The 25,456-nt window shown below is 38.9% G+C and carries 29 protein-coding genes; 7 read left to right on the plus strand and 22 right to left on the minus strand.

Features of this window, described 5'->3' with window-relative positions; genetic code table 11:
- Positions 1-2 precede the first annotated feature (2 nt).
- The 13 genes from ECA01S_RS01740 to ECA01S_RS14285 form a co-directional block, all read right to left on the minus strand.
- Entirely contained in the window at positions 3-440 is a 438-nt protein-coding gene (locus ECA01S_RS01740) for a PTS sugar transporter subunit IIA (RefSeq protein ID WP_067390151.1), read from the minus strand.
- A complete protein-coding gene (locus ECA01S_RS01745; RefSeq protein WP_067390154.1) occupies positions 430-1,905 on the minus strand; it encodes a BglG family transcription antiterminator in 1,476 nt (491 codons plus the stop codon). Before ECA01S_RS01745 ends, ECA01S_RS01740 begins: the two co-directional genes overlap by 11 nt.
- A 236-nt stretch (positions 1,906-2,141) precedes the next feature.
- A complete protein-coding gene (locus tag ECA01S_RS01750; RefSeq protein WP_067390157.1) occupies positions 2,142-3,005 on the minus strand; it encodes an SDR family oxidoreductase in 864 nt (287 codons plus the stop codon).
- Between the two features lie 2 nt (positions 3,006-3,007).
- Positions 3,008-3,415, minus strand: a complete 408-nt coding sequence (locus tag ECA01S_RS01755; protein ID WP_067390160.1) for a MarR family winged helix-turn-helix transcriptional regulator — start codon at positions 3,413-3,415, stop codon at positions 3,008-3,010.
- 90 nt (positions 3,416-3,505) lie between these two features.
- On the minus strand, positions 3,506-4,045 hold the full coding sequence (locus tag ECA01S_RS01760; protein ID WP_067390163.1) for a VanZ family protein: 540 nt from the start codon (positions 4,043-4,045) through the stop codon (positions 3,506-3,508).
- Positions 4,042-5,136, minus strand: coding sequence for a sensor histidine kinase (locus ECA01S_RS01765; protein ID WP_067390166.1), 1,095 nt, complete (start codon positions 5,134-5,136; stop codon positions 4,042-4,044). Before ECA01S_RS01765 ends, ECA01S_RS01760 begins: the two co-directional genes overlap by 4 nt.
- Positions 5,126-5,812: a VanR-ABDEGLN family response regulator transcription factor gene (vanR, locus tag ECA01S_RS01770; RefSeq protein WP_067390169.1), complete on the minus strand. Its 687-nt coding sequence runs from the start codon at positions 5,810-5,812 to the stop codon at positions 5,126-5,128. The genes ECA01S_RS01765 and vanR overlap by 11 nt, the downstream gene beginning before the upstream one ends.
- 51 nt (positions 5,813-5,863) lie before the next feature.
- The gene (locus ECA01S_RS01775; RefSeq protein WP_217994733.1) at positions 5,864-6,532 is read right to left on the minus strand and encodes a C39 family peptidase; all 669 of its coding nucleotides are present in this window, start codon (positions 6,530-6,532) and stop codon (positions 5,864-5,866) included.
- Positions 6,533-6,714: 182 nt separating this feature from the next.
- Positions 6,715-8,172, minus strand: a complete 1,458-nt coding sequence (locus ECA01S_RS01780) for a glycoside hydrolase family 1 protein (RefSeq protein WP_067390175.1) — start codon at positions 8,170-8,172, stop codon at positions 6,715-6,717.
- A 69-nt stretch (positions 8,173-8,241) separates the two neighbouring features.
- A complete protein-coding gene (locus ECA01S_RS01785; RefSeq protein ID WP_067390177.1) occupies positions 8,242-10,104 on the minus strand; it encodes a beta-glucoside-specific PTS transporter subunit IIABC in 1,863 nt (620 codons plus the stop codon).
- Between the two features lie 113 nt (positions 10,105-10,217).
- A complete protein-coding gene (locus ECA01S_RS01790; protein WP_067390180.1) occupies positions 10,218-11,069 on the minus strand; it encodes a PRD domain-containing protein in 852 nt (283 codons plus the stop codon).
- Positions 11,070-11,507: 438 nt separating this feature from the next.
- On the minus strand, positions 11,508-11,828 hold the full coding sequence (locus tag ECA01S_RS01795) for a hypothetical protein (RefSeq protein WP_245631184.1): 321 nt from the start codon (positions 11,826-11,828) through the stop codon (positions 11,508-11,510).
- Between the two features lie 109 nt (positions 11,829-11,937).
- Entirely contained in the window at positions 11,938-12,102 is a 165-nt protein-coding gene (locus tag ECA01S_RS14285; protein ID WP_169792741.1) for a hypothetical protein, read from the minus strand.
- A 184-nt stretch (positions 12,103-12,286) separates the two neighbouring features.
- On the opposite strand from ECA01S_RS14285, the gene ECA01S_RS01800 reads away from it, so the two are divergent.
- The 5 genes from ECA01S_RS01800 to ECA01S_RS01820 are packed head-to-tail and all read left to right on the plus strand — an operon-like array spanning position 12,287 to position 15,018.
- Positions 12,287-12,610, plus strand: a complete 324-nt coding sequence (locus tag ECA01S_RS01800; RefSeq protein WP_067391085.1) for a PadR family transcriptional regulator — start codon at positions 12,287-12,289, stop codon at positions 12,608-12,610.
- 19 nt (positions 12,611-12,629) lie between these two features.
- Positions 12,630-13,535 carry an ABC transporter ATP-binding protein gene (locus ECA01S_RS01805; RefSeq protein ID WP_067390183.1) on the plus strand — a complete coding sequence of 302 codons (906 nt, stop codon included), beginning with the start codon at positions 12,630-12,632 and terminating at the stop codon, positions 13,533-13,535.
- Complete coding sequence (locus ECA01S_RS01810; RefSeq protein WP_067390187.1) at positions 13,535-14,317, plus strand: ABC transporter permease; 783 nt, start codon at positions 13,535-13,537, stop codon at positions 14,315-14,317. The genes ECA01S_RS01805 and ECA01S_RS01810 overlap by 1 nt, the downstream gene beginning before the upstream one ends.
- Before the next feature lie 13 nt (positions 14,318-14,330).
- Positions 14,331-14,684: a DUF1048 domain-containing protein gene (locus ECA01S_RS01815; RefSeq protein WP_067390190.1), complete on the plus strand. Its 354-nt coding sequence runs from the start codon at positions 14,331-14,333 to the stop codon at positions 14,682-14,684.
- A 1-nt stretch (position 14,685) separates the two neighbouring features.
- Positions 14,686-15,018 (plus strand): DUF1048 domain-containing protein, encoded by a 333-nt coding sequence (locus tag ECA01S_RS01820; protein ID WP_067390194.1) that lies wholly within the window; start codon positions 14,686-14,688, stop codon positions 15,016-15,018.
- A 190-nt stretch (positions 15,019-15,208) separates the two neighbouring features.
- Here the strand turns inward: ECA01S_RS01820 and ECA01S_RS01825 are convergent, their stop codons facing one another.
- The 3 genes from ECA01S_RS01825 to ECA01S_RS01835 form a co-directional block, all read right to left on the minus strand.
- Positions 15,209-16,051 (minus strand): hypothetical protein, encoded by an 843-nt coding sequence (locus tag ECA01S_RS01825; RefSeq protein ID WP_245631185.1) that lies wholly within the window; start codon positions 16,049-16,051, stop codon positions 15,209-15,211.
- A gap of 144 nt (positions 16,052-16,195) precedes the next feature.
- Entirely contained in the window at positions 16,196-16,621 is a 426-nt protein-coding gene (locus tag ECA01S_RS01830) for a hypothetical protein (protein WP_067390200.1), read from the minus strand.
- 210 nt (positions 16,622-16,831) lie between these two features.
- Entirely contained in the window at positions 16,832-17,527 is a 696-nt protein-coding gene (locus ECA01S_RS01835) for a TetR/AcrR family transcriptional regulator (RefSeq protein WP_067390203.1), read from the minus strand.
- Between ECA01S_RS01835 and ECA01S_RS01840 the strand changes: the two genes are divergently transcribed.
- On the plus strand, positions 17,478-18,260 hold the full coding sequence (locus ECA01S_RS01840; RefSeq protein ID WP_067390206.1) for an SDR family oxidoreductase: 783 nt from the start codon (positions 17,478-17,480) through the stop codon (positions 18,258-18,260). The two genes, ECA01S_RS01835 and ECA01S_RS01840, sit on opposite strands and share 50 nt — an antisense overlap.
- 287 nt (positions 18,261-18,547) lie before the next feature.
- Here ECA01S_RS01840 and ECA01S_RS01845 read toward each other — a convergent pair whose 3' ends face one another.
- The 5 genes from ECA01S_RS01845 to ECA01S_RS01865 form a co-directional block, all read right to left on the minus strand.
- Entirely contained in the window at positions 18,548-19,882 is a 1,335-nt protein-coding gene (locus tag ECA01S_RS01845; protein ID WP_067390209.1) for a GntP family permease, read from the minus strand.
- A 62-nt stretch (positions 19,883-19,944) separates the two neighbouring features.
- Complete coding sequence (locus ECA01S_RS01850) at positions 19,945-20,718, minus strand: 3-hydroxybutyrate dehydrogenase (RefSeq protein ID WP_067390212.1); 774 nt, start codon at positions 20,716-20,718, stop codon at positions 19,945-19,947.
- The gene (locus tag ECA01S_RS01855; RefSeq protein ID WP_067390215.1) at positions 20,715-21,362 is read right to left on the minus strand and encodes a 3-oxoacid CoA-transferase subunit B; all 648 of its coding nucleotides are present in this window, start codon (positions 21,360-21,362) and stop codon (positions 20,715-20,717) included. The genes ECA01S_RS01850 and ECA01S_RS01855 overlap by 4 nt, the downstream gene beginning before the upstream one ends.
- Positions 21,356-22,018 carry a CoA transferase subunit A gene (locus tag ECA01S_RS01860; protein WP_071858927.1) on the minus strand — a complete coding sequence of 221 codons (663 nt, stop codon included), beginning with the start codon at positions 22,016-22,018 and terminating at the stop codon, positions 21,356-21,358. Before ECA01S_RS01860 ends, ECA01S_RS01855 begins: the two co-directional genes overlap by 7 nt.
- Complete coding sequence (locus ECA01S_RS01865) at positions 22,015-23,214, minus strand: acetyl-CoA C-acetyltransferase (RefSeq protein ID WP_067390218.1); 1,200 nt, start codon at positions 23,212-23,214, stop codon at positions 22,015-22,017. Before ECA01S_RS01865 ends, ECA01S_RS01860 begins: the two co-directional genes overlap by 4 nt.
- Before the next feature lie 197 nt (positions 23,215-23,411).
- Here ECA01S_RS01865 and ECA01S_RS01870 point away from each other — a divergent pair, with 197 nt between their 5' ends.
- Positions 23,412-24,314 carry a LysR family transcriptional regulator gene (locus ECA01S_RS01870; protein ID WP_067390222.1) on the plus strand — a complete coding sequence of 301 codons (903 nt, stop codon included), beginning with the start codon at positions 23,412-23,414 and terminating at the stop codon, positions 24,312-24,314.
- Between the two features lie 106 nt (positions 24,315-24,420).
- Here ECA01S_RS01870 and ECA01S_RS01875 read toward each other — a convergent pair whose 3' ends face one another.
- Positions 24,421-25,242, minus strand: a complete 822-nt coding sequence (locus ECA01S_RS01875) for a class I SAM-dependent DNA methyltransferase (protein WP_067390224.1) — start codon at positions 25,240-25,242, stop codon at positions 24,421-24,423.
- Between the last annotated feature and the right edge of the window lie 214 nt (positions 25,243-25,456).

Below are 25,456 nucleotides of genomic sequence, written 5' to 3' on the forward strand. Positions count from 1 at the left end.
TATCATCCTTTCAATAGTTGCTTGATTTCCTGGTCGACAGTTAACCCGTCTGCTCTCATGATTCGATCTACGAAGTCTTCGTTCGCTAATGCTTGCATCAGGCGTTTAATTTTTAAAAGATTTGTCTTTGTTTCTGATTTTCGTATAAAAAGAAATAGCACAGTTTGTACCATTTGCCCCTGTTCCCAAGAGATATCATTGACCAACCGGATCCTTAAAAGCAATGGTTGTGTCAAAAAGTTACTCTCAATATGTGGAACGGCGAAGCCTGTTTCAATAAGAGTACTGCCAGCTGTCTCCCTTAGGTACAATTCTCTTAGTAACATCTGTTCATCTGTTACAATCCCCTTTTTGTTCAACAGCTCAACAACCAGTTCAAATAACTGCTCTTTAGAAGTACTGGCTACACCTTGCCACGATTCATACAAATTAGTTGGCATAAGGCAGTTCCTCCAGCTTTTCTTGTAGGCGTTCTTGATCATCAAGTGTTAACATAGCGCTAATTAAAATTGACGCGACAGTTGTTTCTTGAGGCACTGCCACCGTTGAAACGATTAAATCCACTTCTGGGTGATCCATTAATGCGCGCTTGACGTCGCGGCTAGAAATGACTGCTACGATTTCAATCTCTGGAAACTTTTTACTGATTTTCACCTTTAAAAGTTCTGATGTGCCGATACCTGTCGTACACATCACCAAGGTCTTAACCTTACTAGGGTGTTCCTCTACCATCTGCGCAAAATAAAGAGTTAAAAAACCATTTTCATCTTCACTGACAGGTGGCAAATCAAACACTTCTGATACTTCCTCGGACACTTCTTCTACGCTAAGAAAAATCTTGGTATATTCTAGCTTAATTTGTTCCAACAAGTGATTTTTGATTTGGATGTTATGCTCTAAACGGTTGATCAAGGGTTTAATATGTTTAGCCAAATTGACAAACAATCCGCGGTCGCTCAACACAGTCTCTAATTTTTCTCCCACTCTGCGAATATATCTTGTGGTCACTTCTTGAACCTGCTGAGAAAATTGCTCTGGCTCATGGGCGCTTTGCATTCTTGATGAGATTAAATACTGATACAAGAAATAAATCTCATGCTTGGGCAAGTCAGTATGAAGATAGTTTTCCAGTTTTTTAATGACTTGCGTTGCTGCATCTTGCAACAAAGGCTCACGATACATTTCAGCAGTTTCGGTTTCCGTCAAGTCAGTTCCGTAGTCAAAGGAACGAATCCCGGCTTTACGAAATCGGCTGACAAGAATATACAGATGTGAAAAAATGTTGATATTATAAGGATGGGGTAAGATTATAGACAGCCGATCCTCAATAAACCGAATTTGTTCCATTATAAATTCTGCATCATACCGGTTGAAACGCTCGCCTTGCATATCAAATTGATCTAAATCAATTATCTGAGTTGATTGGATCAAATCCTTAACTGCTTTGCGAATATTTGACTCTGTTCCTTCGACTCGTAATGTGCGATTTTGTCTAATCAAACGAATTTGATATTTTGCCAAAATCGTAGCAATAATTTTTTCGTCAGCAGCTGCTACTGTCTCGCTAATATAAAATGACTCATAAACTTCAGTGACATTTTTAGCTCTTGGCGAGGTGAGTAGCAAGTCCTCCATAATTTTATTACGTCGTTCGATGGGAGTCATGACCAGGCTTTTGATTACTGGTTGTTCTTGTTGACTGTCATAGGTCAACTTGAAGCCACGACCTTTTTCTGAAGTGATGCTCATACCATTCCGTGCTTCTTCATTGATTTGTTTGATTAATCGATAAACTGTTTTTGTAGAAATATCTAAGATACGTGACAGCTCATTGGCTGTGACATAATCTCGTTGATTAGAAAGTGAAAAAATGATGGCTTGTTTTCTTTTTTCAATGACACTCATTTGCCTCTCTCCTCTCTACACACTTACTATATCACCCAATCTAGAAAGCGTTTTACATAAAAATGTCCGTTGAAGTGGACATTTTTATGTAATCCTTTTATAATTGGTCTATTATTTTATATAGATATTATAAAGATTTTCATTAAATTATTTGTTATTATGGTTGTTTTTTAATTCTACCTCTTCACATAAAAAAAGTTGCTAGCAGGAATGTCCACTAGCAACAAAGCAGATATTTAGCTTAAAAATACTTCTCGGTAATCTTGTACGTACTGCTCAAAAGTAGTGGCGGGCCGACCTAAGACTTCTGTTAATGTTGAAGTTACTTTTTTCGCATTGCCCAGCTGTGTAATCAGATACAACATGACCATCACATTTACAAACTCCTTAGGGGTACCTCGCTTGATCATGGTACGGCGAAATTTTAATAAACTAGGTTTAGAATAGGTAATTTTTTCATCTAGGATTTGGCTCATGATCGTAGCGGCCTCTGCGTAGGTTAAGGCCTCACCACCGGTTATTTCCAGTTCTGTTCCTAGATACTTGTCTGTTGTCATACAAGCTGCGGCCACCGCACCGATATCGCGGGTGTCAATAAAGCTGGTTTTGGCCCGGCCAGCTGGTACAAAAAGAACATGCTGCTTTTGGATATCTTCCAAATGGGTTGTATTGAGATTCTGCATGAAAAAGCTTGGGCGGATAAACGTATAGGGCAATTCTAAACGCTTGATTTCTTTTTCGATTTTGTGATGTGGCGTCATTGGATTTTTCTCGACCCCAATCAACGACACAAAGACGACTTGCTTCACATTTTGTGCTTTGATTGCTTGTAAAAAAGGAAACATATCGCGCTCGGGATCTGCCAATTGTGGCGGGCGGACAAAAAACACACGGTCCACTTGATCCAAAGCTCCGTTGAAAGTTTCTGGATTTAAAAAATCAAACTGAACTGTTTTGACCTGTGGTAACTCAGAAAACTTAGCCTTAGCTTTTTCTGGATGTAGAACGCCTGCGACAACTTCAATATTTTTTGATATCAATCTTTCAATTAGAGGGAACCCAATATTGCCAGTTCCGCCGATTACTAAAATTCGTTCCATCGTTATTCCTCTTCCAGTTTCTGTAATAGTTGATTTAATTCTTGTTGCTGCGTTTCAGACAAGCGAGCTAAAAATTCAGTGAGTGTTACATCGCTCAACTCTCTCGCTGACTCAAAAATAGTTTGGCCTTTAGCGGTCAAAAATAGATCATACACACGACTATCCACAGTGTTTTTCTTTCTATAAAGAATGTCTTTTAACTCTAATCGCTTAATAATCGCCGAAATAGTCGGTTTATCCATATCTAAGCGCTCTGTCAAAATTTGTGCAGATACCGCCTGATGCGCCATCTGATGTAGCTGTTGGATAACCGCCCATTGCTGTGCTGTCAAATCAAGCTGTACTAATTGCTGATTCAAGCGATATCTCAGCTTCTTTGAAACATTCATTAACAAATAGCCGGTATTCATTAGAATGACCTCCTTCGAATATAGTTAGTTTACTAACTATATTGCAAAAAGTAAAGAGAAAATGCTAAAAACATTTTCTCTTTCTTTTGCCTACCCAATCCGATACGTAACAGTTTGATTGACAAGTAAGCCAATAATCAGTAGTAATACTCCCGTGAAAAGGAAACCACCAACAATCGTCAAATTTCGATCTAATTTTTCGACCGGTATTAAACGTGCTAAGCCATAATAAATCAGAAGCCCTAGCAAACCACCTACAGTATTCATCAATAAGTCTGTGATGTCCGTTGCACCGATTGCCAAAATAAATTGCAGACTCTCAATAATCAAGCTAAACATAAAAATCCAAGCTAATTGTTTCCAAAAACTGGTCTTGACCACTATCCCCATCAAGCCACCAAAAGGTAGAAAGATTAACGCGTTGAACAAGATCTCTTTGATATCGATTGTACCATTAATAATGGAAGACTCTTGAAAAGGCACTAGGTTGATGCTACGCCGTATTGGATTCATACTGTCTAAAATAGCACTGATTGATAATGAGAATTTGAACAACAAAATCCAAACCAAGGCGACCAAATAAGCACAAAATAGTATTTTAGCTAAACGTTGGATTTGAGAATTTTTCATTGGTTCCCCTCCTCGGATAAAGGTAGGTGTGCAATCAAAGTAAACCATTCCCCTTCGTAATGAGCAGCGAGAGTGCCGCCATGTCCTTCAATAATTTCTTTAGAAATAGACAGACCTAGCCCTGCTCCACCTGTATCTGAACTACGGGCTGCGTCACCACGGAAAAACGGATCAAAAATATGATTTAATTTTTCTGGCGAAATCCGAGTTCCTTTATTTTGGAAAGTCAGCACCGCGGTATCCGTGTCACGGTAAACGCTCAACCGTAAAACCGTGTCAGCCGCCGCATAGGCGATGCCATTACGAATAAAGTTATCCAACACTCGTTCAAACTTTTCAGTATCGATTTCAAGCCAAATATCTGGCGTAATCTGCTGCTCCCAAGCCAAACCCTTTTCCTGTAATAAAGGTTCAAATTCGCTAGCAATTTGCGCCACCATCACACTAAGATTGGTGGGCTGCTTTTCCAAATCGATTCCAGATAAATTAAACTTGGTAATTTCAAAAAATTCATTGATCAAACTTTCCAAACGATAGGCTTTGTCTACGGCAATTCCTAGATAATGCGCTCGTTGTTCAGGCGTTAGGTCTGGCGCTTCCTGTAATAACGTCAAATACCCAATAATACTCGTCAAAGGGGTCCGCAAGTCATGAGCCAAATAGACAATCAAATCATTCTTCCGCTGCTCCGCCTCACTAGCTGCTCGTTGATGAAATAGACTTTCTTTTCGAATTTGATTTAATTCTTCTTCAAACTGTGCCAGATTTTCAGACAGTTCGATATGTTCACTTGGTTCCTGCAACAATTTTTTCGTTCCCTTAAGCATTTCATCCAAATAGTTAGTGGTGCGAGCGATGAAAAAGTACGTCAAAAACAGCCAAATCAAGAGGCCTCCTACCACATAAAAGAAGCCTAAATGGATTTCAATAAACTGAAAAAATTGAAATAACGGGTCTTCAGCATACCAGACCCTTAAACTCAGCATGACGCGCGCTAAGATTGGGAGGCCAACCATAAGCGCAAACAACAGAAAGGCCGAAAGAAAATACTGTCGTAATAATTTCTGTGTTAAGCGGCTTCTATTTTTCAATGGTATACCCCACTCCCCAAACCGTTTTGACGAATTTAGGCTTGCGTGGCGGCTCATGCAATTTTTCTCGTAACCTGGCAATATGTGCCATGACAGTATTGTTGTTATCTAGATATTTTTCCTGCCAGACACCTTCAAATAATTCTTCTGAAGAAACCACCGTACCAGCCCGTTCGCAAAGATACCACAAAATATCGAATTCTAAGGGTGTCAGCTTGATTTCTTCCCCATATAGATAAACCTTGTGCTTTTGTTTCGAGACTTGTAGCCCCTGAACATCATATTCTGTCAAAGAAGGCGGCTGATTATACGTCTGGTATCGACGCAGTTGCGTTTTGACTCTCGCAACTACCTCCAAAGGATTGAAAGGTTTGGTGATATAATCGTCCGCGCCTAATGACAATCCCGTTATTTTATCCGTCGCTTCACCTTTTGCCGTCAACATCAAAACAGGGAAAAAGTGGCGTATCCGAATTTTTTGCAGCAAAGAGAAACCATCAATATCCGGCAGCATAATATCCAGTACCGCCAAGTCAACCGCTTCGTCTGTCACTAGTCGTAAAGCATCTTCCCCATTATATGCTGTTAAAATCGTAAAACCTTCATTTTTCAAAAACGCCGCTAATAAGTCGGCGATATCTTTTTCATCATCCACAATCAAAATTGTTTGCGCCATCCACTTGACCTCCCTTTTATTTCAGTATAAAGCTGCCCACGCAGCTTGTCATTACTTATAGAAGACCCAATAGCTGACCGCTTCGTTGCGGAAGATATCTTCTGAAAAATCTGTTTGGTAATGTTGCTTGTGGGAGTCATCATTCGGATCGTAAACGGTTAGTTTGCCCTCATTCATCGCCAACACCATAATGTGCCCCGTTTTAGTAAAGGTTCCTGGATTAACTGAAACAATTACTGGATGACCCGTTTGCATCCATTCCTCTGCCTGTTCAATAGAAGCTAGACTTTGGACCTGTAAACCATATTGTGGGGCAAAGTCAGAAAAAATTTGCCAAGAAGTTCCTTGACCTGTCACATAATAATTATTTTGCGCCCAGTCCAAAATCTCTGGCGGTGTCACTGTTTGACCTTGCCAATATGAAGCAATCATCGCCAGCGAGGCAATCGCACAGCCATTGTGCGCCAAATCGTTATTTTCGGACTCCGTCCCATAGCTAATGTCACCCCAGCGTTCGTCCGTCTGTAAAAGTAACGGTGGACCAGCTTGCGGTAATACCTTATTAGCTGTTTCCGCGAAGTCGCGAGAAATCAACTTGCCAGATGACGATGCCGTTTGTGCATTTCCTTGCGCAACAACCGCCAATGGATTCGGCAATGAACCCGTCGTTATAAAATGATAGCCGCCAAACAAAACGGCACCCAATAAACCAATCTTCATCAGTGTAAAAACTTTTTTCAATTTTCTCAGCTCCTTTGCTAAGAATAGTATAGAAAAAGTTTCGTCTCCAGTTTTCAAATATTTCCTACAGAAATCTTACGAATTTATGACGATTACAAAAACAGCTCTTTTCGTTCATCTGCGCATCGCTCGCTGACGAATCGAAAAAAGCTGTATCATTCTTATTCTAGTTCTTCCCCGTTACTTTTAATCACTTGCTGATACCAATAAAAGGAGTTTTTCTTTAAGCGCTCCATTGTACCTTGGCCTTGATCATCACGATCAACATATATAAATCCATAACGCTTAGACATTTCATTCCCACTGGCGCTTACTAAATCAATGCATCCCCACGGAGTATAGCCTATAATCTCAACGCCATCATGGATTGCCTCGGAAATTTGCTGGATATGCGCTCGCAAGTAATCAATCCGATAGCTGTCATGTACTTGCCCAGCCACTACTTCATCTTTTGCACCCAAACCATTTTCTACAATAAAGATTGGTTTTTGATAACGATCATATAATTTATTCAAGGTCGTACGTAAACCGACAGGATCAATCTGCCAACCCCACTCACTTTTTTCTAGGTAAGGATTACTTAAAGAACCTAAGATATTTCCGGCCGTCTCCGCCTCTTCTTGAGACGCGGTTGCGACACCACTCATGTAGTAGCTGAAGGAAACGAAATCGCATGGGTTTTCTTTAAGGGTCTGCGTATCTTCATCAGAAATCTCAAGATGGATATCTCTTTCTTCAAAAAAGCGGTCCATATAGCGTGGATAGGTTCCGCGTGCAAGAACATCCATAAAGAACAGATTTTCCTGATCCGACTTCACACTAGCTAATACATCAGCTGGGTCCATCGTATGCGGATAATTTTCCATGCGGACAACCATACAACCTATCTGCGCATCAGGATCGATTTCATGTAATCGTTTTGTTGCCAATGCACTCGCAACGAGTTGATGATGTCCAGCTTGATAGTAATCTGCTAAAGGATTTTCCTTATGCACTAATTTGTCTGCCAATAAGCCTCCTGAAAGATAGCCTGTCATGCCAATCACATTCATTTCATTGAAGGTGATCCAGTATTTAACCTTACCTTTAAAACGTTGAAATAGCGTTTCACTATACCGTGCAAAAGCTCCAATGGTATCCCGACTAGCCCAACCGTTTTGCTTCAGTGATAATGCTAACGGAAATTCATAATGGCTGATTGTTACCAATGGCTCAATCTTGTATTTCAACAATTCATCGATTAGTTTTTCATAAAATAGCAGACCGGCCTCATTAGGGGTTGCGTCATCACCATTTGGAAAAATTCGTGCCCATGAGATGGAGAAACGAAACGTCTTCAAACCCATTTCCGCTAATAAAGCAATGTCTTCAGGATAACGATGATAGAAATCAATTCCAAATCGTTTGGGATAATAACCCTTCGTATCTTTCAATGCTTGTTGAACTTTTTCGGTCGTCATTGGTGCTAATAGCTGTGCCATGCGTTGGCTAGGATCTTCTACGAATAAAGAGGTATCTGCCGTCGTCCACCCCTTGCCGTCTGCTTGTGTCGCACCTTCGCACTGATTGGCCGCAGTCGCACCACCCCATAAAAAATTTTCTGGAAACCTTGTTTTCATATTCTATATCCACCTTTCATTAGAAAGACCCGCCAATAATTTGTCAGCGGGTCAATTGTCCTTTATGGATTAGTTGATTGCAACAGAAACTTGTGTTTTCGCATCAACCTCTTCTTTTTCATTAATTGGCAATACTTTCAAGTAATCTTGTGTATTTGTAACAATCATAAGGACTACTGTTTCATAGCCGGCTTTACGGATTGCTTTGATATCCATATCTACCAAAGCGTCGCCAATTTTTACTTTGTCGCCCACTTTGACTTTAGGCGTAAAACCTTCCCCTTTTAATTCCACTGTATCAATGCCTAAATGGACCAATACTTCCACGCCATCATCGCCCTTCAAGCCAATGGCATGCAACGTATCCGCAATCATCACTACTTCACCGTTCAAAGGCGAAACAATTTTATTGGTTTTTGGTTCTACGGCTACTGTATGTCCCATTACTTGTTCAGCAAAAATACTATCAGAAATTGTTTCAATTGGTACTAAACGTCCTGCTGTTGGAGCTGTCAAATGGAACTGTTTACCCGTTTGTTTTTCGATTGTTTTTTCTTCCTCTTCTTTGAATCCAAGGATCCAAGTCAAACCACCAGCCACTAAAAATGCAGCTAGAGAGCCTAATAGTGTCACAATCATATTTTGCCCATTTTGCGGATCGGCATAGCCCGCCAAAGCAACTAACCCAGGCATAGACATGCCAAAGCTTTTCACGTTAAAGAGGTTGAAAATAGCACCAGCAATTCCTCCAGCAATCATCGCTGCATAGAAAGGACGTTTTAGTTTCAGTGTTACGCCGTACATAGCTGGCTCTGTAATCCCAATCACCGCTGAAATTCCAGAAGAAAGAGACAACTGTTTCATTTCACTATTTTTAGTTTTAAGGAAGACACCAAAAGTTGCACCTGCCATTGCGAATGTGGCTGCTAGCATAGCTGGCATCATAGTGTTATCGAATCCTTGTTGGGCAAATGCATTGATCATGATTGGTGACAAAGCCCAGTGCATACCTGTCATTACTAATAGTGGATAGACTCCACCAATCACAGCACCGGCTACGAAGCCAGCATGCTGGAATAACCAAGCAATACCTATACTTAAAAAGCCACCTACATAAGTCCCCAAAGGTCCCAAAACACTTAATGTAATTGGAATGACAATTAATAGGGATACCATTGGTGTGAACATAGTAGTCATTGTTGCTGGCATTTTAGCTTTAACAAATTTGTAAACAAAGCTTAAAACATAAGTTGCTAAAATAATGGGAATAACGGAAGAGCTGTAATTCATGTAAGGAATCGGAATAACGCCAAACAAGTTTAGCGCTTGAACAGTTTCTCCCGCCGCCTGCATGTTGAATCCGTTCACCATTGTCGGATAAAGCAATGCACCTGCAACAGATAAAGCCAAATATTCATTGGTTTTAAAGCGGCGCGCTGAAGATACTGCGATAATGAACGGCATAAAGTAAAATGCACAGTCACCAATAATGTTCAAAATGGCATATGCACTACTGTCAATCGCTAGCCAATTCATTGCCGTCATTAGGGCTAAGAAACCTTTCAATAAACCGCCGCCAATCAAAGCTGGCATTGCAGGCGTAAAAATGCTAGAAATCGTATCAGTAAAAGTATTGATAATATTTTTCTTACCGCCAGTATTGCTAGAAGATGTCGGCAACGTTCCTAACTGCGCTTCTACTTCATCAAATGCATTGGACACGTCGCTGCCAATAATGACTTGAAACTGATCACCAGAGAATTGTGCGCCCATAACACCCTTGATTCTTTTAATGTCATCAATTTTCACTTTATTTGCGTCTTGCACGTTAAAGCGTAATCGCGTTACACAGTGCCAAGCCGCTGTAATATTTTGTTTTTCACCCGTTAATTCAATTACTTTTGAGGCTAACTCTTCATATTTTTTACTCATTATTTTCTCTCCTTTATTTTTGGTGTAAAAAAATAACCAAACAGCACAAATAAAAATTTGTGTTCTGTTTGGTTATGCCTGATCGAATCAGTAACAGTCCAATAAGTTCTTTTCTATTGTCTTTGTGTCACTCTGTCAATGTGGAGCGTCAGATAAAAAACTTCATCGCCAGATATTTCGCTCTCTGTCTTTTGGCTGACAATCATAGCAACTTTTTCAGCCGCTTGATAAGCTTTGCGATAATTTTTGCGAACAATTTCTACTAGCTGTGGATCTACATTTCCGACTTGTTTGTTATCTTGATTGTTCTGTCTCAAAATAAAATAACGTAAGTGTGTCACAAAACGAATGTAGTTCACAGAGTTTTGATCCAGTATCATTTGATAATGGTATTGGATGACTTCTAAGGAACGACTAATCATCTCCGTTAATTTCGTGGATTGCAGATTGACACCCGTATCATACTGAGCATTTACAAAATGATAGGTTAGAAATGTCTGCTCACTTTTTGGCAAGCGAACACCTGTCTTTTTCTCAATCAGATAAAGTGCATCAATGGCAGCATCATGTTCCTTTGGATATAACTCTCGCACTTCCCAGCGCAAATTTTCAGGATAATCAAATGATCCTTCAGAGCTGCGTTTCAAAGCGTAATTTAAGTGGTCCGCTAACGCTAGAAAATGACTATTATCGAACATAGGAATCCCTAATCCTCGCGCGGCTTGATCACTTACTAGTTCTGTTAGTTCTAATACTTCTGCTGGTATTTCAGACATTGCTCGCTTAAGTACAGAATTTTCATTGCTGTCTTCTGCAGGCGTGAAAACTCGTTCAATCTCATCTAAAGTGATCACATCACCCTTTTGTTTCCCAAATGCAATCCCTTTTCCGATAGCAATAACACTTTGCTGTTGATCATTAACGACCCATGCCACACTGTTGTTAATCTTTTTTTGAAACTTCACATTGCCCCTCCTTTCTCAAAAAAAATACGCTGAAAGAATCATGGCACACGCCAATGACTTTTCTAACGTAGGTTATGCCTGATCGAATCAGTAACAGTCCATATTTCGTTACCAAAAATATAACAAAGAATGAAAACGATGTCAACATTTCTATTAACTTTTTCTGTTTTTTTTATGAGGAAAATGCAAGATACTTTACAAAAGCTTTTATCGACTTATTGAACTTCCTTTGAGCTACCATCTCATTACTCTGGACACTGTCTTTAAAGTTGATACGTATAAAGTTTTTTTATTATTCCGTACAAACAAAACCTCCATCGAGAACTGAAGGTTTTGTTTGCTTATCTTTAAAATCTCACAAATTATTGTTTGGGAGACTTACTTGTAAGATACTATGATTGCTATTATAGTGTGACGCTAATCGCTCTTAGGATTCTATCAACCCAATTCTTTGTTTGCCACGGAAATAATTTTTTCATTAGCTATTAATATCACGGGTACGTTATCTGTAAATTCTTCATTTTCAATTGTGGCTATTGCTGATACCAGTTCTTCACTTTTAACTCTGGCACTTATATAATTTTCTGGTATTTTATCTTTATTTAAAAATAATCGGTAATTGTCACTATCATGTTTTTGATAGTTCCTTTCTTTCAAAAAGTTCTCTAATTCGATAAATCCATTAAAAATTAGAATACTTGATTCAAATATATCGTTTGGAAGATACCAAAGTAGATAACAATTCTGTTTTACTATCATAAATAATTATCTTCTTCAAGATCATACAAAGCAATTTGATTACCATAAAAGTATTGGTTGACACCAATATTAATCGTGTGAGTACAATACCGTCCTAATTGTTTACCGGCTATTTCCCCTTAGACCGAAATAAAGGCTCATTGGGACCACGATAGTAATCGGGATTCAACTCATCATCACTTTTGACACCCATTAAAGAGACTAACATCGCGCCAGCACCTAGCACCTGTAAAAGTAATGCTAACGGAATTATTACCTTTTCTTGCGATACCATTTCTTTGCCACGGCTAACCGCCTCCTTTCCTCTCAGTATATCAGAAAACGTTTTCGGATTTTCTCATGAACTTCTGTCACACTACTTAATAATGCAAAGTAGTTGACAATCCATCTACTCGGTATTATTATGTAGCAGTACTCATCATTACAAAGTACTTGAACTACGTGAAAGGATGATGATTTTGAAAGGTATGACGGAATTACTTAAAGGCGTGTTAGAAGGCGTTGTTCTCCAAATAATCAAAAATAAAGGCGAAACCTACGGCTATGAAATCACCAATGACATTATTGAAGCTGGTTTTCAAGATATCGTGGAAGGGACTATCTACACTGTACTGATTCGTTTAGAGAAGAAGGACTTAGTCATAATAGAAAAGCGGAAATCTTCGCTTGGGCCTGCACGAAAGTTTTATCGATTAAATGAAAATGGTGAAGAATATCTTGCAGAGTTTTGGGAAAAGTGGGCGTTCTTGGTGAAACAATTAGCCAAAATTAAACACTTGTAATAAGAAATGAGGATACAACATGGAAGCAATTAAAACGGAAGCACTTACCAAAGTATATGGAACCCATCAAGTATTAGCTGGCATCAACCTTACGATTCAGCAAGGTCAGATCTTTACACTTTTAGGTGAAAACGGCGCCGGAAAATCTACCTTGATTCAGATATTAACGACTTTGGCACGGCCTAGTACTGGAGAAGCTTGGATTTTTGGTAAACGCCTATCAGCAGACGCTGATGAGATTCGCCAGCTAATTAGTGTAACCAATCAGGCGGTCACTTTAGATGAAGAATTTACTGGTTATCAAAACCTGCGTTTGTTGGCTCAACTGGCTGAAGTGGACAATTATACCCAACGTATTGAAAGCGTGAGTGAACGCCTAAATCTAGGTGAATTTCTCCACCAAAAAGTTGGCACCTATTCTGGCGGTATGAAGCGTCGGCTAGATATTGCTGCCTCTTTGCTGACAGACACCCCGTTACTTTTTCTCGATGAGCCGACTACTGGGGTCGACCCTAAAAATCGAATTGAGATCTGGCGTGTCATTGAGGAATTACGGGAAGAAGGCAAAACTATTTTTCTCACTACTCAATACCTTGAAGAAGCAGATCATTTATCAGACACAATCGCCTTCCTAAAAAATGGCAAAATCTCACTACAAGGTACACCAACTCAGTTGAAGCAGCAAGCTCACGAAAGTCATCAAATCAGTGTGACTCCTGATTCTGCTGAAAAAGCCCGCATGATTTTAGAAAATCAGTCCATTCTCTTTAAACAGGACCAGCAGCTATTTGAAGTTGAAAAAAATGATTTGCAACGAGTGTTGAAATTGTTTGTAGAAGTAGATGTCGCAGTTCTTGAAATTTTGCCAGTTCAACGTTCACTGGAAGAAATCTTCTTAGACGCAACACGAAAGGACGCTAAGTGATGAAAACATTGAGACAACTTTTTATTCTCACAAATAGAATCATCAAACAAAATCTTACAAGTGTCGATACACTGATTACCTCAATTATCACGCCGATTTTTATGCTGCTGTTTTTCGTCTATGTGCTAGGAGGAAATATTCTGGTCAATGGTCAAGCCAGTACAAGTGCTGACTATTTAGCGTATTCTTTGCCAGGATTTTTGCTGATGGCCATGACCATGGGCTCTGCGTACACTGCACTTAGAATTAACACTGACAAATTGAAAGGGTTTATGACGCGACTACTGACAATGCCCATGAAGCGTTGGGTAATTTTAGGTTCACACGTTTTGGCCTCAGTTATCTTTATGCTGCTTTCTGTTTTAGCGATTTTTGTGACCTCCTTACTGTTGGGGTATCGGCCACAAACAAAGCTTCTCAATTTTTTACTATTTTTAATTCTATTAGTCACCTTTGCAACCATGATTACCCTAGTTGCTATTCCCTTTTCCTTAACTGCAAAAGACTATGCCAGCGCGGGAGCTTTTTCTTACCTGTTGATTTTTCTACTATTCATTAGTCCCGCCTTTATTCCAGTCGCGGGAATGGCAACACCAATTCGCTTGTTTGCCGAAAATCAGCCTATGACGCCAATTGTCGAAACAGCAAAATCGTTGCTTAGCGGTCATTTTGATTGGCTATCCCAAACCACTTTGCTAACAGTAGGTTGGTTGTTACTACTGATTATCGTCTTTTCACTTTTATCTTTAAAACGTTATAAACAACTATTTGTAAATATTTAAAGGAGGAAAAATGATGAATTTCTATGACAAAATAACCGGAAATGACATGACACTTGCGCTAAAAGAGTATGATAAAAGGGTCGAACAATTACCCGAAGACTACCAAACAGCTTGGAAAACGATTCAAGCCAGAATCTGGAAATACTCGGACTTTACTGGACGAAATCTGATGCCAATCTTAGCTGGAATTCTAGGTTTATTGGAAGAAAGCGCGGCTGAAGAACTCCCAATTGAGGCAGTCATTGGTGAAAATATCGATGCCTTTACAGCAGACATTGCGTCGGCTGAAGATGCCAGTGATTATCGTGACCGACTACGTAAGCAATTAAACCAAACGGTTACGCGTAAGTTGAAAGGAGTCCTATAATATGGATATCAAAAAAATAGTGGCAGAAAAACAAGCTTGGCGGGCTCACATGGCGCGTGTTAAAGCTTTACCTGAAGATTATCAAATCGTTTACCATGAAATCCAAAAATATTTGTTTAAAGTCGTTCCGACAAATACGATCGATATTTTGATTGAGCTGCAACAACTCTTTGAAGAAGGAGCCAATAATCATAAAAGTGTATTAGAAATCACGGGGCCGGACGTTGCGGCATTTGTGGATGGCATGATTGATGAAGAAACCGCGGATCAAACACAAAAAATCGTCGACGAAAAAGTGGCTGAATCCATGAGGAAATGGCTGGATAAGAAGTAACATTCCCTAGATGGAGCTGTTTTAACTCTACACAAGTAATTTTTAAAAACTTTTGCTGGTTAATTTTACAATCACTGTTCCATCAGCATAAAAGCAAATAAATCATTCTTGAAAAAAACCGGTGCTAGATCAACGCTGATTTAGCACCGGTTTTTTTCAGACGATAGACACAAGCTTTCCAAAAATAGCCCTATTCAGAATTCAATAGTGAATCATAATAATAGGTCAACCATTGAGAGTCCTGCCTTCTGTTGTCAAAAGGTATGTATCCATTGTATTTGTACAGATACTCTATTTTCCAACCTCCATTTTTGGTCCTTTTCTGTTGGATTTTTTCTATTAATGCTGAAGAATTAGCTTCACCTAAAATTTTACCTTTACTTGCAATATACAACAAATCAGTTATTGATAAGACATAGGATTGGGGAAATGTACTTTCCGTAATATGGGGACTGATTGGCTTATCCATACTTAAACGTTTAAAAAATTGATGTTTAAGCATGTATTTCAGACCCGCTTCTATCAGTTGATCAACAGTCGTGTCTTCATCCTTTACTACTTCGCGATAAGTCAGCAATGCTCTTACTGTTTTTCCTATGCCAATATAGCACGGGGTCGCTTTCATACATCCTCCGTGTTTGCATATACCTTTATATAACCACGAGGTTTCTCGATTTCTTTCAAAAACCTGATATGATTTAATCCAATTTATAGCATTTTGTGCTTGTTTTGATTTTCCTAATCCTAGACGCACATACGCTTCTAAAAGCATTGCATTATAGCAAGGCACTACATCTTCTACTTTTCCTGTGTACGAAAAACCTTCGCTTGTTGCTACATTCTTATTTATCGAACCAACTAATTCCTTAACAAAGGATAATTCGTAGCTATATGGAATCTCTGCTATGCCAATTAATGCAAAAATCTCTCCCAGCTTGGTTAGATTCGTTAGTCCTTCGTATTTTGTCACTAATTCTGATTCATTTAAATAGGCTAATGGATCATTAATACATAGATTTTGATCTGCAGCCATTCGCAATTCTAACGCTTTGTCCATTATGTACACCTTTTCCTATTTAATCTAAATTCAATAATTCCACTTATTACTTTATATGTAAGCTATCTAAAAAAATTCTTTGTAACGACTGATAGAAGTCGCCATAAAATTCAGTTTTGCCTAAATACTGCTTAATTCGTTAATTAACCATGCTATACCTTCATGAGTATTTGTATAAAAAAGGAATTTTCCGTGCATAGAAAAGAAAGCAATATTCATATACCCAAAATTTGTAATTTCTACTGTTTCACCATTTTGAGCGTCAAAAATATTATAAAAAAAGGAATCAAATTTTCTTAAATCTGAAAAAAACTCCTTACGATTTTTAAGTTTCATATCAAATTTGAACATAGTCCCTTTAGCACCGGTATTATGCCAATCCGTTATCTCTTTTTTTGCAATTAAAATATCATTATACTTATTTAATAAGAAATTTGGCTCGGTATCATCAACTAGCTTTAGCAATTCTACATATTTTGTCACATTCTCCAATTTACTTAGAATTGAATAATATCTATCTATACTTTTAATTTCGATATAAGCCAAATTTATTCCTCCCATCAATTAAGCACTACTATTATTCAAAAAGTGAAGTCATTTATTTCTCTCTCAAGTATATCTTAGATACACTATCCTATCTAGACATCGGCTAAGATATTCTACTCTTACTAGACTAAAAAGCCGGATGTTTCCATCCGACTACTAGCTTATTTGTGTATTTGTACAACTATCACTAATAAAAATCTTTCTGAAATTTTATCCCTCAAATGACCGTTCCACCACTCGCCAAACCATTTCAAATTCCTCTTGAAATCGTTCATCCCAGCGCTGAGCGTAGGCGGGTGCGGAAAAATACATAAACGCCAACAAGATTCCTTCCGTAAAGTCTTCATCCTTACCTGTTGCCGCCATAAAACTTTCCCCTAAAGCATAACTATGTTCTTGATATAGTTGGACATCGCCACCCACATAGGTTGTATAGAGAGCAAACATTTGTGGATCTGCCTTGCTAGCCGCATATTTTTTACTTGCCAACAGCCATAACCAGTCATGCGCGATTTCCTTTACAGATTGTTCAGATTTTGGTCTAAAGGGAAACAATTCCGTAAGTTGCTGATTTAACCACCTTAAAGATAATTCCGACCACAAGGCCTTTTTATTGGGAAAGTATTTGTAAAGAGCCGCGTGGCTGACTCCAAGTGTCTCACCCACCTCACTCAAAGATAGATTGATCTTCTTTTTTTCCTGAACCAACTGTGCTGCTGTTTCTAATATGAGTTCTTTCGATAGATTTTTCATAACATGATTATAGCGCGAGTTACAAAAATTGACAAATGAAACTAAATACCGTAAAGTACGCTTAGTTACAAAAAGAATAAATTGTAAACGAGAGGTGTCCAGAATGGATTTAACAGGAAATACAATTTTGATTACAGGCGGAACTTCAGGCATTGGCCTGGCCCTGGCTAAGAAATTTCTTGCCTTAGGTAATACTGTAATCGTGACTTCACGACGGAAAGTTGTAATTGAACAAGTTGTTGCAGAAAGCCCGGGCATGGTCGGCTACGATGTCGATGTCACCCAGTTAGATAGTGTAAATCAACTATTTGAATCTGTTACAGCGGACTATCCAAATCTGAATATGGTCATCCATTCTGCCGGAATGATGCGTGCCATAAATTTTTTTGATGTCAATTCACCATTAACAAATGAAATTGAAACGAACCTTCTGGGAACGATTTATATAGACAAACTGTTTCTTCCTTGGCTTGCAACGAAACCGAATGCTGCACTGGTCAACATCAGCTCAGGACTTTCTTACGTTGCTAGTAATGCCCATCCTGTTTATTCTGCCAGTAAGGCTGGCGTCAATGCGCTGACTGAAGCGATTCGCGGACAGGCTCGCTACTGGAACTACAAAAATCTGCATGTGATTCAAGTGGCCCCGCCTCTGATTTCAGAAACGAATCTAAACCCCACCATGCACGCGGATGGTACAAGTAATCCAATGAATATGTCTTTGGATAAATTTACAGATGCCGTCATGAAAGGTATAGCCAAAAATAAGTCCATCATCAATCCCGGTCCTAGTAAAATTTTATACACCTTGAGTAAATTATTACCCGCAGCAATAAAAACCAAGTTGACAAATAACACGTTGAAAACTGAGTTTCCGGGGAAATAAGTTAAAAAATGAGTCTTGGACATAACTCAAAATGTTATGTCCAAGACTCTTCATATTCCGAATAAACGGTGGCAGCAGAAGCAACAGCTATACGCATACAGTTACTGCTAAGCAGAACTAGCATCCTTAGGAAATAAGCTGGACTACACAAAAAATTGAAGCACAATTTCCGTGTAGTCTTTCTTATTTGCTTTGAATCACAACGATTGCCTTAGGCAGAGTTGATGATGAAAAATACCTACTTGGTCTCGGAGTTAGACAATTCTGTCTGAACCTCCTTTTTTCATTTAGTACATGATTGAGCCAACAATAATGATTATTATCTCAGCAATCAAGGTGCCTACTGAAACGGTGATAAACGTTTGTTTAAAGCCGTTTTTATGATTTAGCCCTGTCAAACTGAGGAAAGTCAATAGCACCCCACTCTGGGGTACAATCGTTAAAATATTAGAGGCCACGGCAGCTACCCGGTGAATCATTTCTGGATTTAAGCCAGTTGACAAGTAATACTCCGCAAAGTTAGGCATGACAATTCCTAGTGCACCAGATGACGAACCCGTAATGGCTGACATTGCTGAGGTTAAGACAGTCAGGCTGATTAATGGACTACCAGGTATATTAAGAATCAGGTTCGAAAACAAACCAAATCCTGGCGCAATCATTACAACAGCACCAAATGCAACAGCGGAGGCAGTTGCAAAGATTGGTCCAATTGATCCAGCAGCGCCGACACTGATTGAGTTTATTTTTTCAGGAATAAAACGATAAAATAGAATCAGCGCCAATACGATTCCGGCAATTAAAGCCGCGTAGATGATATTTTTTTTAATAAACTCATTACCTAAAGCACTTCCGCTAATTGCTAATAAAACTAGAACTAGCAACGGTGAAATACTAGTAAAGAAACCTGGCAATTCACGCTCTGTCACCTCAACATCTTGCGACTTTGTATAAGTTGCAAAGGTTTCACCCTTTGCCTGACTTTTTTTCAACGTATACTTCATATAAAAAAGCCCGAAAAGAATACAACCGATACTACCGAGAATACTTGGAACTGCTGCTGCCGTCAGTGATGTATTCAAATATTGAATTGGAATAACATTTTGAATAGCTGGCGTTCCTGGTAGGACAGTCATGGTAACTGTTGCGATCCCCAACCATAGAGGTACTTGGATCAAATTCCAAGCCAAGTCCATTTTCTTGAACAGAGAACGCGCCAATGGTAAGACTGCAAACATTACGACAAAAAGACTAATACCACCATAAGTCAAAATCAAGCTGATAATAAAAATTGCCACTAATACGCGGTATGGATTTTCATAGCCTACTTTTTTTAAAATGAAATCGGCAATCGAAGTTGTTGCACCACTTGTTTCCATCAATTTTGCTAAGATCGAGCCAAGTAGAAAAATAGCAAAATAGTTCAATATATAATTGGATAATGCACCCATATAATTATTAGGATCTTTCCCTAGTAATGATGTAACAATATCCATTCGGTTTAGCAGGACAACAATGATTGTTGCCAAAGGTGCCGCAATAATAATATTGATTTCTTTTAACGAAAAATAGATGATTGCGATAACACCCAGCAAGACTCCAATTGATCCAATAATCGACATAGTTACCTCCTTAAAAACGCCCAATGTTTTGTTTTACAAGAAAACATCGGGCGATTATTCGTCTATTGAGCCGTGTAACCACCATCAAGAATTACAGCTTGTCCAGTAACGCCTTTAGCTTTTTCACTAGCCAAAAATGATACATAATCAGCAATTTCTTGTACATCAATTAGGCGTTTTTGAGGAACTAGTGGGTACAGTACCTCTTCTAAAACATTTTCTAAAGGAATATTCCGTGTTTTTGACAAATCCTCAAATTGTCCTCGTACTAACGGTGTATCTACATATCCTGGACAGATAGCATTAACGGTGATTCCAGAATCTGCGGCCTCTAGAGCTGCTACTTTCGTCAATCCAATGACACCATGTTTGGCTGAGTTGTATGCGGATTTTCCTGCAAAACCAATAACCCCATTGATAGAAGCCATATTAATGATCCGACCAAATTTTTGTTTTTTCATGATAGGGAATGCACGTTTTGTGGCAATAAAAGGGGCAACTAACATGATTTTTAACATAAATTCGTATTTCTCAGTTGGAAAGTCTTCAATCATAGCTACATGTTGTAGTCCCGCATTATTTACTAAAACATCTAACCGGCCGTATTTTTCGACGGTTTGATCAATTGCTTGATTGATTTGATCTTCTTTCGTCACATCGCAAACAATGCCGTGTGCCTCAAAGCCATTGTCGTTATATTCTTTCACTTGGGCGGCTAACTTTTCTTGATTAATATCGGAAAAAACAACTGCTTTTCCTTCTTTTAAAAATGTTTCTCCGATTTGTTTACCGATTCCACTTGCTGCACCTGTTACAAATACTACTTGTTTTGTCATTTTACTATCTCCTTTTCAAATATAATGGAAGCTTCTGTTGCCGCTTGAATCTCTTCAATTGTTACATCTGGAAATACCTCAGTCACTACTAGTCCTCTAGGTGTAATCTCGAATACACCAAGTTCTGTAATAATCTGATCAACGACGCCTGCCGCTGTCAGAGGGAGTGTGCATTCTTTCAAGATTTTAGGAATTCCTTTATTCGTGTGTTCCATCGCAACGATCACTTTTTTTGCACCTACTAACAAGTCCATCGCACCACCCATCCCAGGTACCATTTTCCCTGGAATCAAATAGTTCGCTATATTCCCTTTTTCATCTACTTGGAGTGCGCCGAGAACTGTCACATCAACATGTCCTCCTCGGATGATGCCAAAAGAAGTACTACTATCAAAGAACGCTCCACCTGGTTGAATTGATACTGGTTGACCACCAGCATTTACAATAGTTGCATCTACTACATCTGGAGCTGGACCAAGGCCAACAAAGCCATTTTCAGACTGTAAAGTGACTGCAACTCCTTCGGGTAAATAGTTCGCTACTTTTGTTGGTAAACCAATACCTAGATTGACCAACGACTCATCTGGTAATTCTTGCGCCACTCGTTTTGCAATTCGCTCTTGTATTTCCGCTTTACTTAACATAAGGATCTTCCTTCCACAATATAATCAACAAAAATACCTGGTGTATGAACAAATGATGGCGAGAGCGAGCCTGTTGGAACAATATTTCGAGCTTCGACAATTGTTGTCTTAGCATTAGCAGCCATTAGATGATTAAAATTATTTTCAGAGCCTGTATATTGTAAATTTCCCGTTTCATCAGCCACATCAGCCAAGATTAGAGCCACATCAGCTTTTAAAGGTTTTTCCAATAAATACGTGCGATCATCTACTTCAATGACCATTTTGCCCTCAGCAACTAAAGTTCCTAAGCCCGTGGGAGTTAAAAAGCCGCCTAAACCAAAAGCTCCCGCACGAATTTGCTCGATCAAAGTTCCTTGAGGAATCAGGTCAATTATTGTTTCGCCTTCGTTCATCTGGCGACCGGCTTCCTTATTTAAACCAATATGTGACGCGGTAATTTTGTCGAATTGTTTTTGGGTGACCATTTTGCCCACGCCTTTGTCTGGAAATCCGGCATCGTTACAAATTAATTGTAAATGCCGAACACCTTTTTCAACTAATGCATCAATTAAGTTTTCTGGAGTTCCGTTTGCCATAAAACCTCCCACCATGACAGTATCACCCTCATGTACTAATTCAATAGCATCAGATAAAGCGATTCGCTTTGTTTTCACTTTTCTTCACCTGCCCTTTTAACAATCAATGCTGTCCCTTGGCCTCCGCCAATACATAAAGTTGCAAGACCGTATTTCCCATTTCGTCTTTTTAGCTCATGTAATAATGTGACCAATATCCTTGCTCCGCTTGCCCCAATTGGGTGTCCCAGCGCGATAGCTCCGCCATGGACGTTTACTTTATCTTCAGGTAAGGATAATTCCTGCATCACACTAATAGCTTGGGCGGCAAAGGCTTCATTGGCTTCAATTAGATCCAAGTTGTCCACTGATAAGTTCGCTTTTTCCAAAGCTTTCTTAGTCGCTGGTATTGGGCCCGTTCCCATTAATTCTGGCTCTACTCCCGCATTGGCAAAACTTACGATGGTAGCTAAGATTGGTAAACCAAGCTGTTCTGCATTTTCTTTGGTTGTTACAATCACTGCAGCTGCACCATCATTGATTCCAGAGGCATTTCCTGCCGTAACCGTCCCAGTCCCATCATTTAAAAATGCCGGGCGAAGTTTTGCGAGTTTTTCTGTAGAAGTATCTGCTTTTGGGTATTCATCTACAGTCATAACTAATGGATCCCCTTTCCGTTGCGGGATTGTTACTGGGACAATTTCTTCCTTAAACACTTCGTTTTCGAGAGCCGTTTTTGCTTTCATCTGGCTATCAAAAGCAAAGCGATCTTGTTTTTCTCTGCTAATATTATATTTTTTAGCTACATTTTCTGCCGTAATGCCCATATGATAGTTTTGGAAAGCATCCGTTAAACCATCATTCAGCAAAGTATCAATGATTTGATCATGTCCCAGTCGGCTACCCCAGCGATGCTTTTTCATCACATACGGTGCTTGGCTCATGCTTTCCGTTCCACCAGCGATAATTAACTTTGCATCTCCGCACATAATAGCTTGAATTGCCAACTCAATTGCCCGCAGACCTGATCCACAAACCATATCAATTGTTAAGGCTGTCTTTTCAACTGGTATTCCAGCATGAACTGCAACTTGTCGTGCGACGTTTTGCCCCATCCCGCCATGAAGGACATTTCCTAGAATAACTTCATCGACTTCATTAGGATCAAGTTGGCTTTCTTTTAAGAGTCCCTTTAATACCTGAATCCCCATATCCACTGCTGACACATCTTTTAATGTTCCACCAAAAGAACCGATCGGAGTTCTTAGTGCGGTTGTAATAACAACTTCGTTCATCTTTTTTCTCCTTTAAACGTGATAGGAAAAATAATTAAAAGCGCTTTCAATCAATTTCATCTTGATTATAGAAAGAAAAAAGCGAAAAGAGAAATATTGATTTTTAACTAGGGTATTAAAAAAACTTATAGCAGTTATTCGATTGACTTATTCTTTGGTTATGCTTATGCTTTCCTCGAGGGGAGTTGTGTTAGCAAATGGATATCAAACATTTACGCTATTTCATTGCAATTGTAGAAAATGATTTCAATCTTAGCAGAACCGCTGAATTACTGTATATATCCCAACCAACTTTAAGTATTATGATCAATGATTTTGAAAATCGTGAAGGTCGGCAGCTTTTTAAGCGAGACCAGGGTAAGATATTAGGGTTATCTCAAATTGGAGAACAATACTATCAAGACGCACTGGACGTCATAAAAAAATATAATGAAATGCAAGAGAACCTACATCGTCCCAACGAAAAAATCACTGGCAATATACAAATTGGTATTCCTCCGCTAGTTTTATCAGTAGTATTCTCGACTATAATGCCGAAACTAATTCTAGACAATCCTAGCATTAATTTCGTGATTAGAGAACATGGTGCGCACCGTCTTAAAAGCGAGTTGATGATGGAAAACGTCGATTTAGCAGTCCTTTTATATCCTGAAGGCATCTCCAAAAACATTGTAGAGTCCGTAGAGATTCAGCGATCTGAACTCGCGGTTTTTATGTCTCCAAATCATCGTCTAGCAAATAAAGATTTAATCCAATGGCAAGATCTACAAAACGAAAAGTTAGCAATTTTTGATGAAACCTTTATGATTCATCATCTTTTGAATGACTCCTTCACAAGACACAATGTCCATCCCAAAATTATTCTAAAATCAAGTTCATGGGACTTTATGCTAAATTCAACTAAAATAAACGAAGAATTACTAACTATCTTACCGTTACCTATTTCACAACAGTATGCCTCCTCTGAGTTTATCTGCAGACAGATGGCGGAACCCATTCCTTGGCGAGTTATGTTGTCCCGCTTAAAAAAGAACAACTATACCAATATTGAAAAATATATTTTCGATACTATGTTAAATTTAGTAACAGCTTATTCATAAAAAAGAAAGCCGGTTATCAGCTGGCTTTCTTTTTCTTATTGCTTTAATTTTCCATTGTTTTGCCAAAAATATTATTGGTTAGTCATCAACTGGCTTGAATAAAAAGCTATTTTTTTGCAACTAAGCAAATTGTTTCACTTATTTCCTGATACTTTGTTCCAGTCACATCCCCGTAATAAGCAACTTCACTAAACCCGCAGCTATGCAACTCGGCTATTAGCTGCTGGGGTTCAAAGATTGTATCCCAAATGAAAAACTCCTTTACATAATCTGGGTAAATCAAATAATGACGCTCTAAAAAAGTTGAAGCTTCAGGAAAATGCTTGTTTTGTTGCAGGCGCAAACACTTTGTCTGACTCCAAAAACTGTTTTGTTCTATCTGCCAAGTTTTGGAGTCTTGATGGTCTCGATAATGTTGGGCAGTGAATACATCAAAAATAAAGACACCATTTGCCCTTAAGCTGGCAAATACTTTTTGGAATACTCTTTGCCGGTCTTTTGAGGAAAATACGCCTAGATCGCAGTAAATAAGCAGCGCTATGTCATAGCTACCATCAGGCAATTCTTGATTCAAATAGTCTTCTTTGATATAAGTGATTGCTAGTTGCTTATTAAGAGCCTGCTGACGAGCATATTGAATACTTTCTGCAGAAAAATCAATTCCGGTAATCTGATAGCCTAGCCTTGTTAAGGGTTCTGCATATAATCCTGGACCACAGCCTAAATCAATGATTTTTGGGTATTTTGCTGCTGGAAATAGCTGACAAATCCAATCCACCGATTGCTGGATAAACTGTGGGTTGCGGGAGGCTCCTTCATTATTTCCGTCCAAATGAGCCGCCAAAAGCTGTTTAGAAATATGGGGATCTAGCCAAATAGCATCTTTGCTTTGCTGATATAAAATAGGTTCTTTTAAATAGTTAAACATATTCTCTCCTTAGGTAACGAACGTTTCAGGACAACAAAAAAACGTGAAAAAGACGGCATGCTAAATAAACGGATTGTCTACCACAAAAATCCTGTTTATTTAACAGAGTCTGCTTTCCACGTTTCACTATATTACTTATAAATTCGTAAAAGTAGTGCGCCGGATTAGATCGGCTCCCTTCAATCGATGCGTTCGTTACCTAAAACCAGTTTAA

It is taken from the genome of Enterococcus canis NBRC 100695 (assembly GCF_001544375.1).
Taxonomy (GTDB): domain Bacteria; phylum Bacillota; class Bacilli; order Lactobacillales; family Enterococcaceae; genus Enterococcus_H; species Enterococcus_H canis.

What these genes read in the sequence shown, in the direction of transcription:
- ECA01S_RS01840 (WP_067390206.1), top strand. Translation starts at nt 17,478, where the DNA reads ATGGATTTAACAGGAAATACAATTTTGATTACAGGCGGAACTTCAGGC.
- ECA01S_RS01810 (WP_067390187.1), top strand. Translation starts at nt 13,535, where the DNA reads ATGAAAACATTGAGACAACTTTTTATTCTCACAAATAGAATCATCAAA.
- ECA01S_RS01855 (WP_067390215.1), bottom strand. Translation starts at nt 21,362, where the DNA reads ATGTTAAGTAAAGCGGAAATACAAGAGCGAATTGCAAAACGAGTGGCG.
- ECA01S_RS01785 (WP_067390177.1), bottom strand. Translation starts at nt 10,104, where the DNA reads ATGAGTAAAAAATATGAAGAGTTAGCCTCAAAAGTAATTGAATTAACG.
- ECA01S_RS01805 (WP_067390183.1), top strand. Translation starts at nt 12,630, where the DNA reads ATGGAAGCAATTAAAACGGAAGCACTTACCAAAGTATATGGAACCCAT.
- ECA01S_RS01755 (WP_067390160.1), bottom strand. Translation starts at nt 3,415, where the DNA reads ATGAATACCGGCTATTTGTTAATGAATGTTTCAAAGAAGCTGAGATAT.
- ECA01S_RS01835 (WP_067390203.1), bottom strand. Translation starts at nt 17,527, where the DNA reads ATGCCTGAAGTTCCGCCTGTAATCAAAATTGTATTTCCTGTTAAATCC.
- ECA01S_RS01825 (WP_245631185.1), bottom strand. Translation starts at nt 16,051, where the DNA reads ATGGCTGCAGATCAAAATCTATGTATTAATGATCCATTAGCCTATTTA.
- ECA01S_RS01875 (WP_067390224.1), bottom strand. Translation starts at nt 25,242, where the DNA reads ATGTTTAACTATTTAAAAGAACCTATTTTATATCAGCAAAGCAAAGAT.
- ECA01S_RS01820 (WP_067390194.1), top strand. Translation starts at nt 14,686, where the DNA reads ATGGATATCAAAAAAATAGTGGCAGAAAAACAAGCTTGGCGGGCTCAC.
- ECA01S_RS01745 (WP_067390154.1), bottom strand. Translation starts at nt 1,905, where the DNA reads ATGAGTGTCATTGAAAAAAGAAAACAAGCCATCATTTTTTCACTTTCT.
- vanR (WP_067390169.1), bottom strand. Translation starts at nt 5,812, where the DNA reads ATGGCGCAAACAATTTTGATTGTGGATGATGAAAAAGATATCGCCGAC.
- ECA01S_RS01780 (WP_067390175.1), bottom strand. Translation starts at nt 8,172, where the DNA reads ATGAAAACAAGGTTTCCAGAAAATTTTTTATGGGGTGGTGCGACTGCG.
- ECA01S_RS01850 (WP_067390212.1), bottom strand. Translation starts at nt 20,718, where the DNA reads ATGACAAAACAAGTAGTATTTGTAACAGGTGCAGCAAGTGGAATCGGT.
- ECA01S_RS01870 (WP_067390222.1), top strand. Translation starts at nt 23,412, where the DNA reads ATGGATATCAAACATTTACGCTATTTCATTGCAATTGTAGAAAATGAT.
- ECA01S_RS01845 (WP_067390209.1), bottom strand. Translation starts at nt 19,882, where the DNA reads ATGTCGATTATTGGATCAATTGGAGTCTTGCTGGGTGTTATCGCAATC.
- ECA01S_RS14285 (WP_169792741.1), bottom strand. Translation starts at nt 12,102, where the DNA reads ATGGTATCGCAAGAAAAGGTAATAATTCCGTTAGCATTACTTTTACAG.
- ECA01S_RS01760 (WP_067390163.1), bottom strand. Translation starts at nt 4,045, where the DNA reads ATGAAAAATTCTCAAATCCAACGTTTAGCTAAAATACTATTTTGTGCT.
- ECA01S_RS01815 (WP_067390190.1), top strand. Translation starts at nt 14,331, where the DNA reads ATGAATTTCTATGACAAAATAACCGGAAATGACATGACACTTGCGCTA.
- ECA01S_RS01795 (WP_245631184.1), bottom strand. Translation starts at nt 11,828, where the DNA reads ATGATAGTAAAACAGAATTGTTATCTACTTTGGTATCTTCCAAACGAT.
- ECA01S_RS01750 (WP_067390157.1), bottom strand. Translation starts at nt 3,005, where the DNA reads ATGGAACGAATTTTAGTAATCGGCGGAACTGGCAATATTGGGTTCCCT.
- ECA01S_RS01775 (WP_217994733.1), bottom strand. Translation starts at nt 6,532, where the DNA reads ATGAAGATTGGTTTATTGGGTGCCGTTTTGTTTGGCGGCTATCATTTT.
- ECA01S_RS01865 (WP_067390218.1), bottom strand. Translation starts at nt 23,214, where the DNA reads ATGAACGAAGTTGTTATTACAACCGCACTAAGAACTCCGATCGGTTCT.
- ECA01S_RS01740 (WP_067390151.1), bottom strand. Translation starts at nt 440, where the DNA reads ATGCCAACTAATTTGTATGAATCGTGGCAAGGTGTAGCCAGTACTTCT.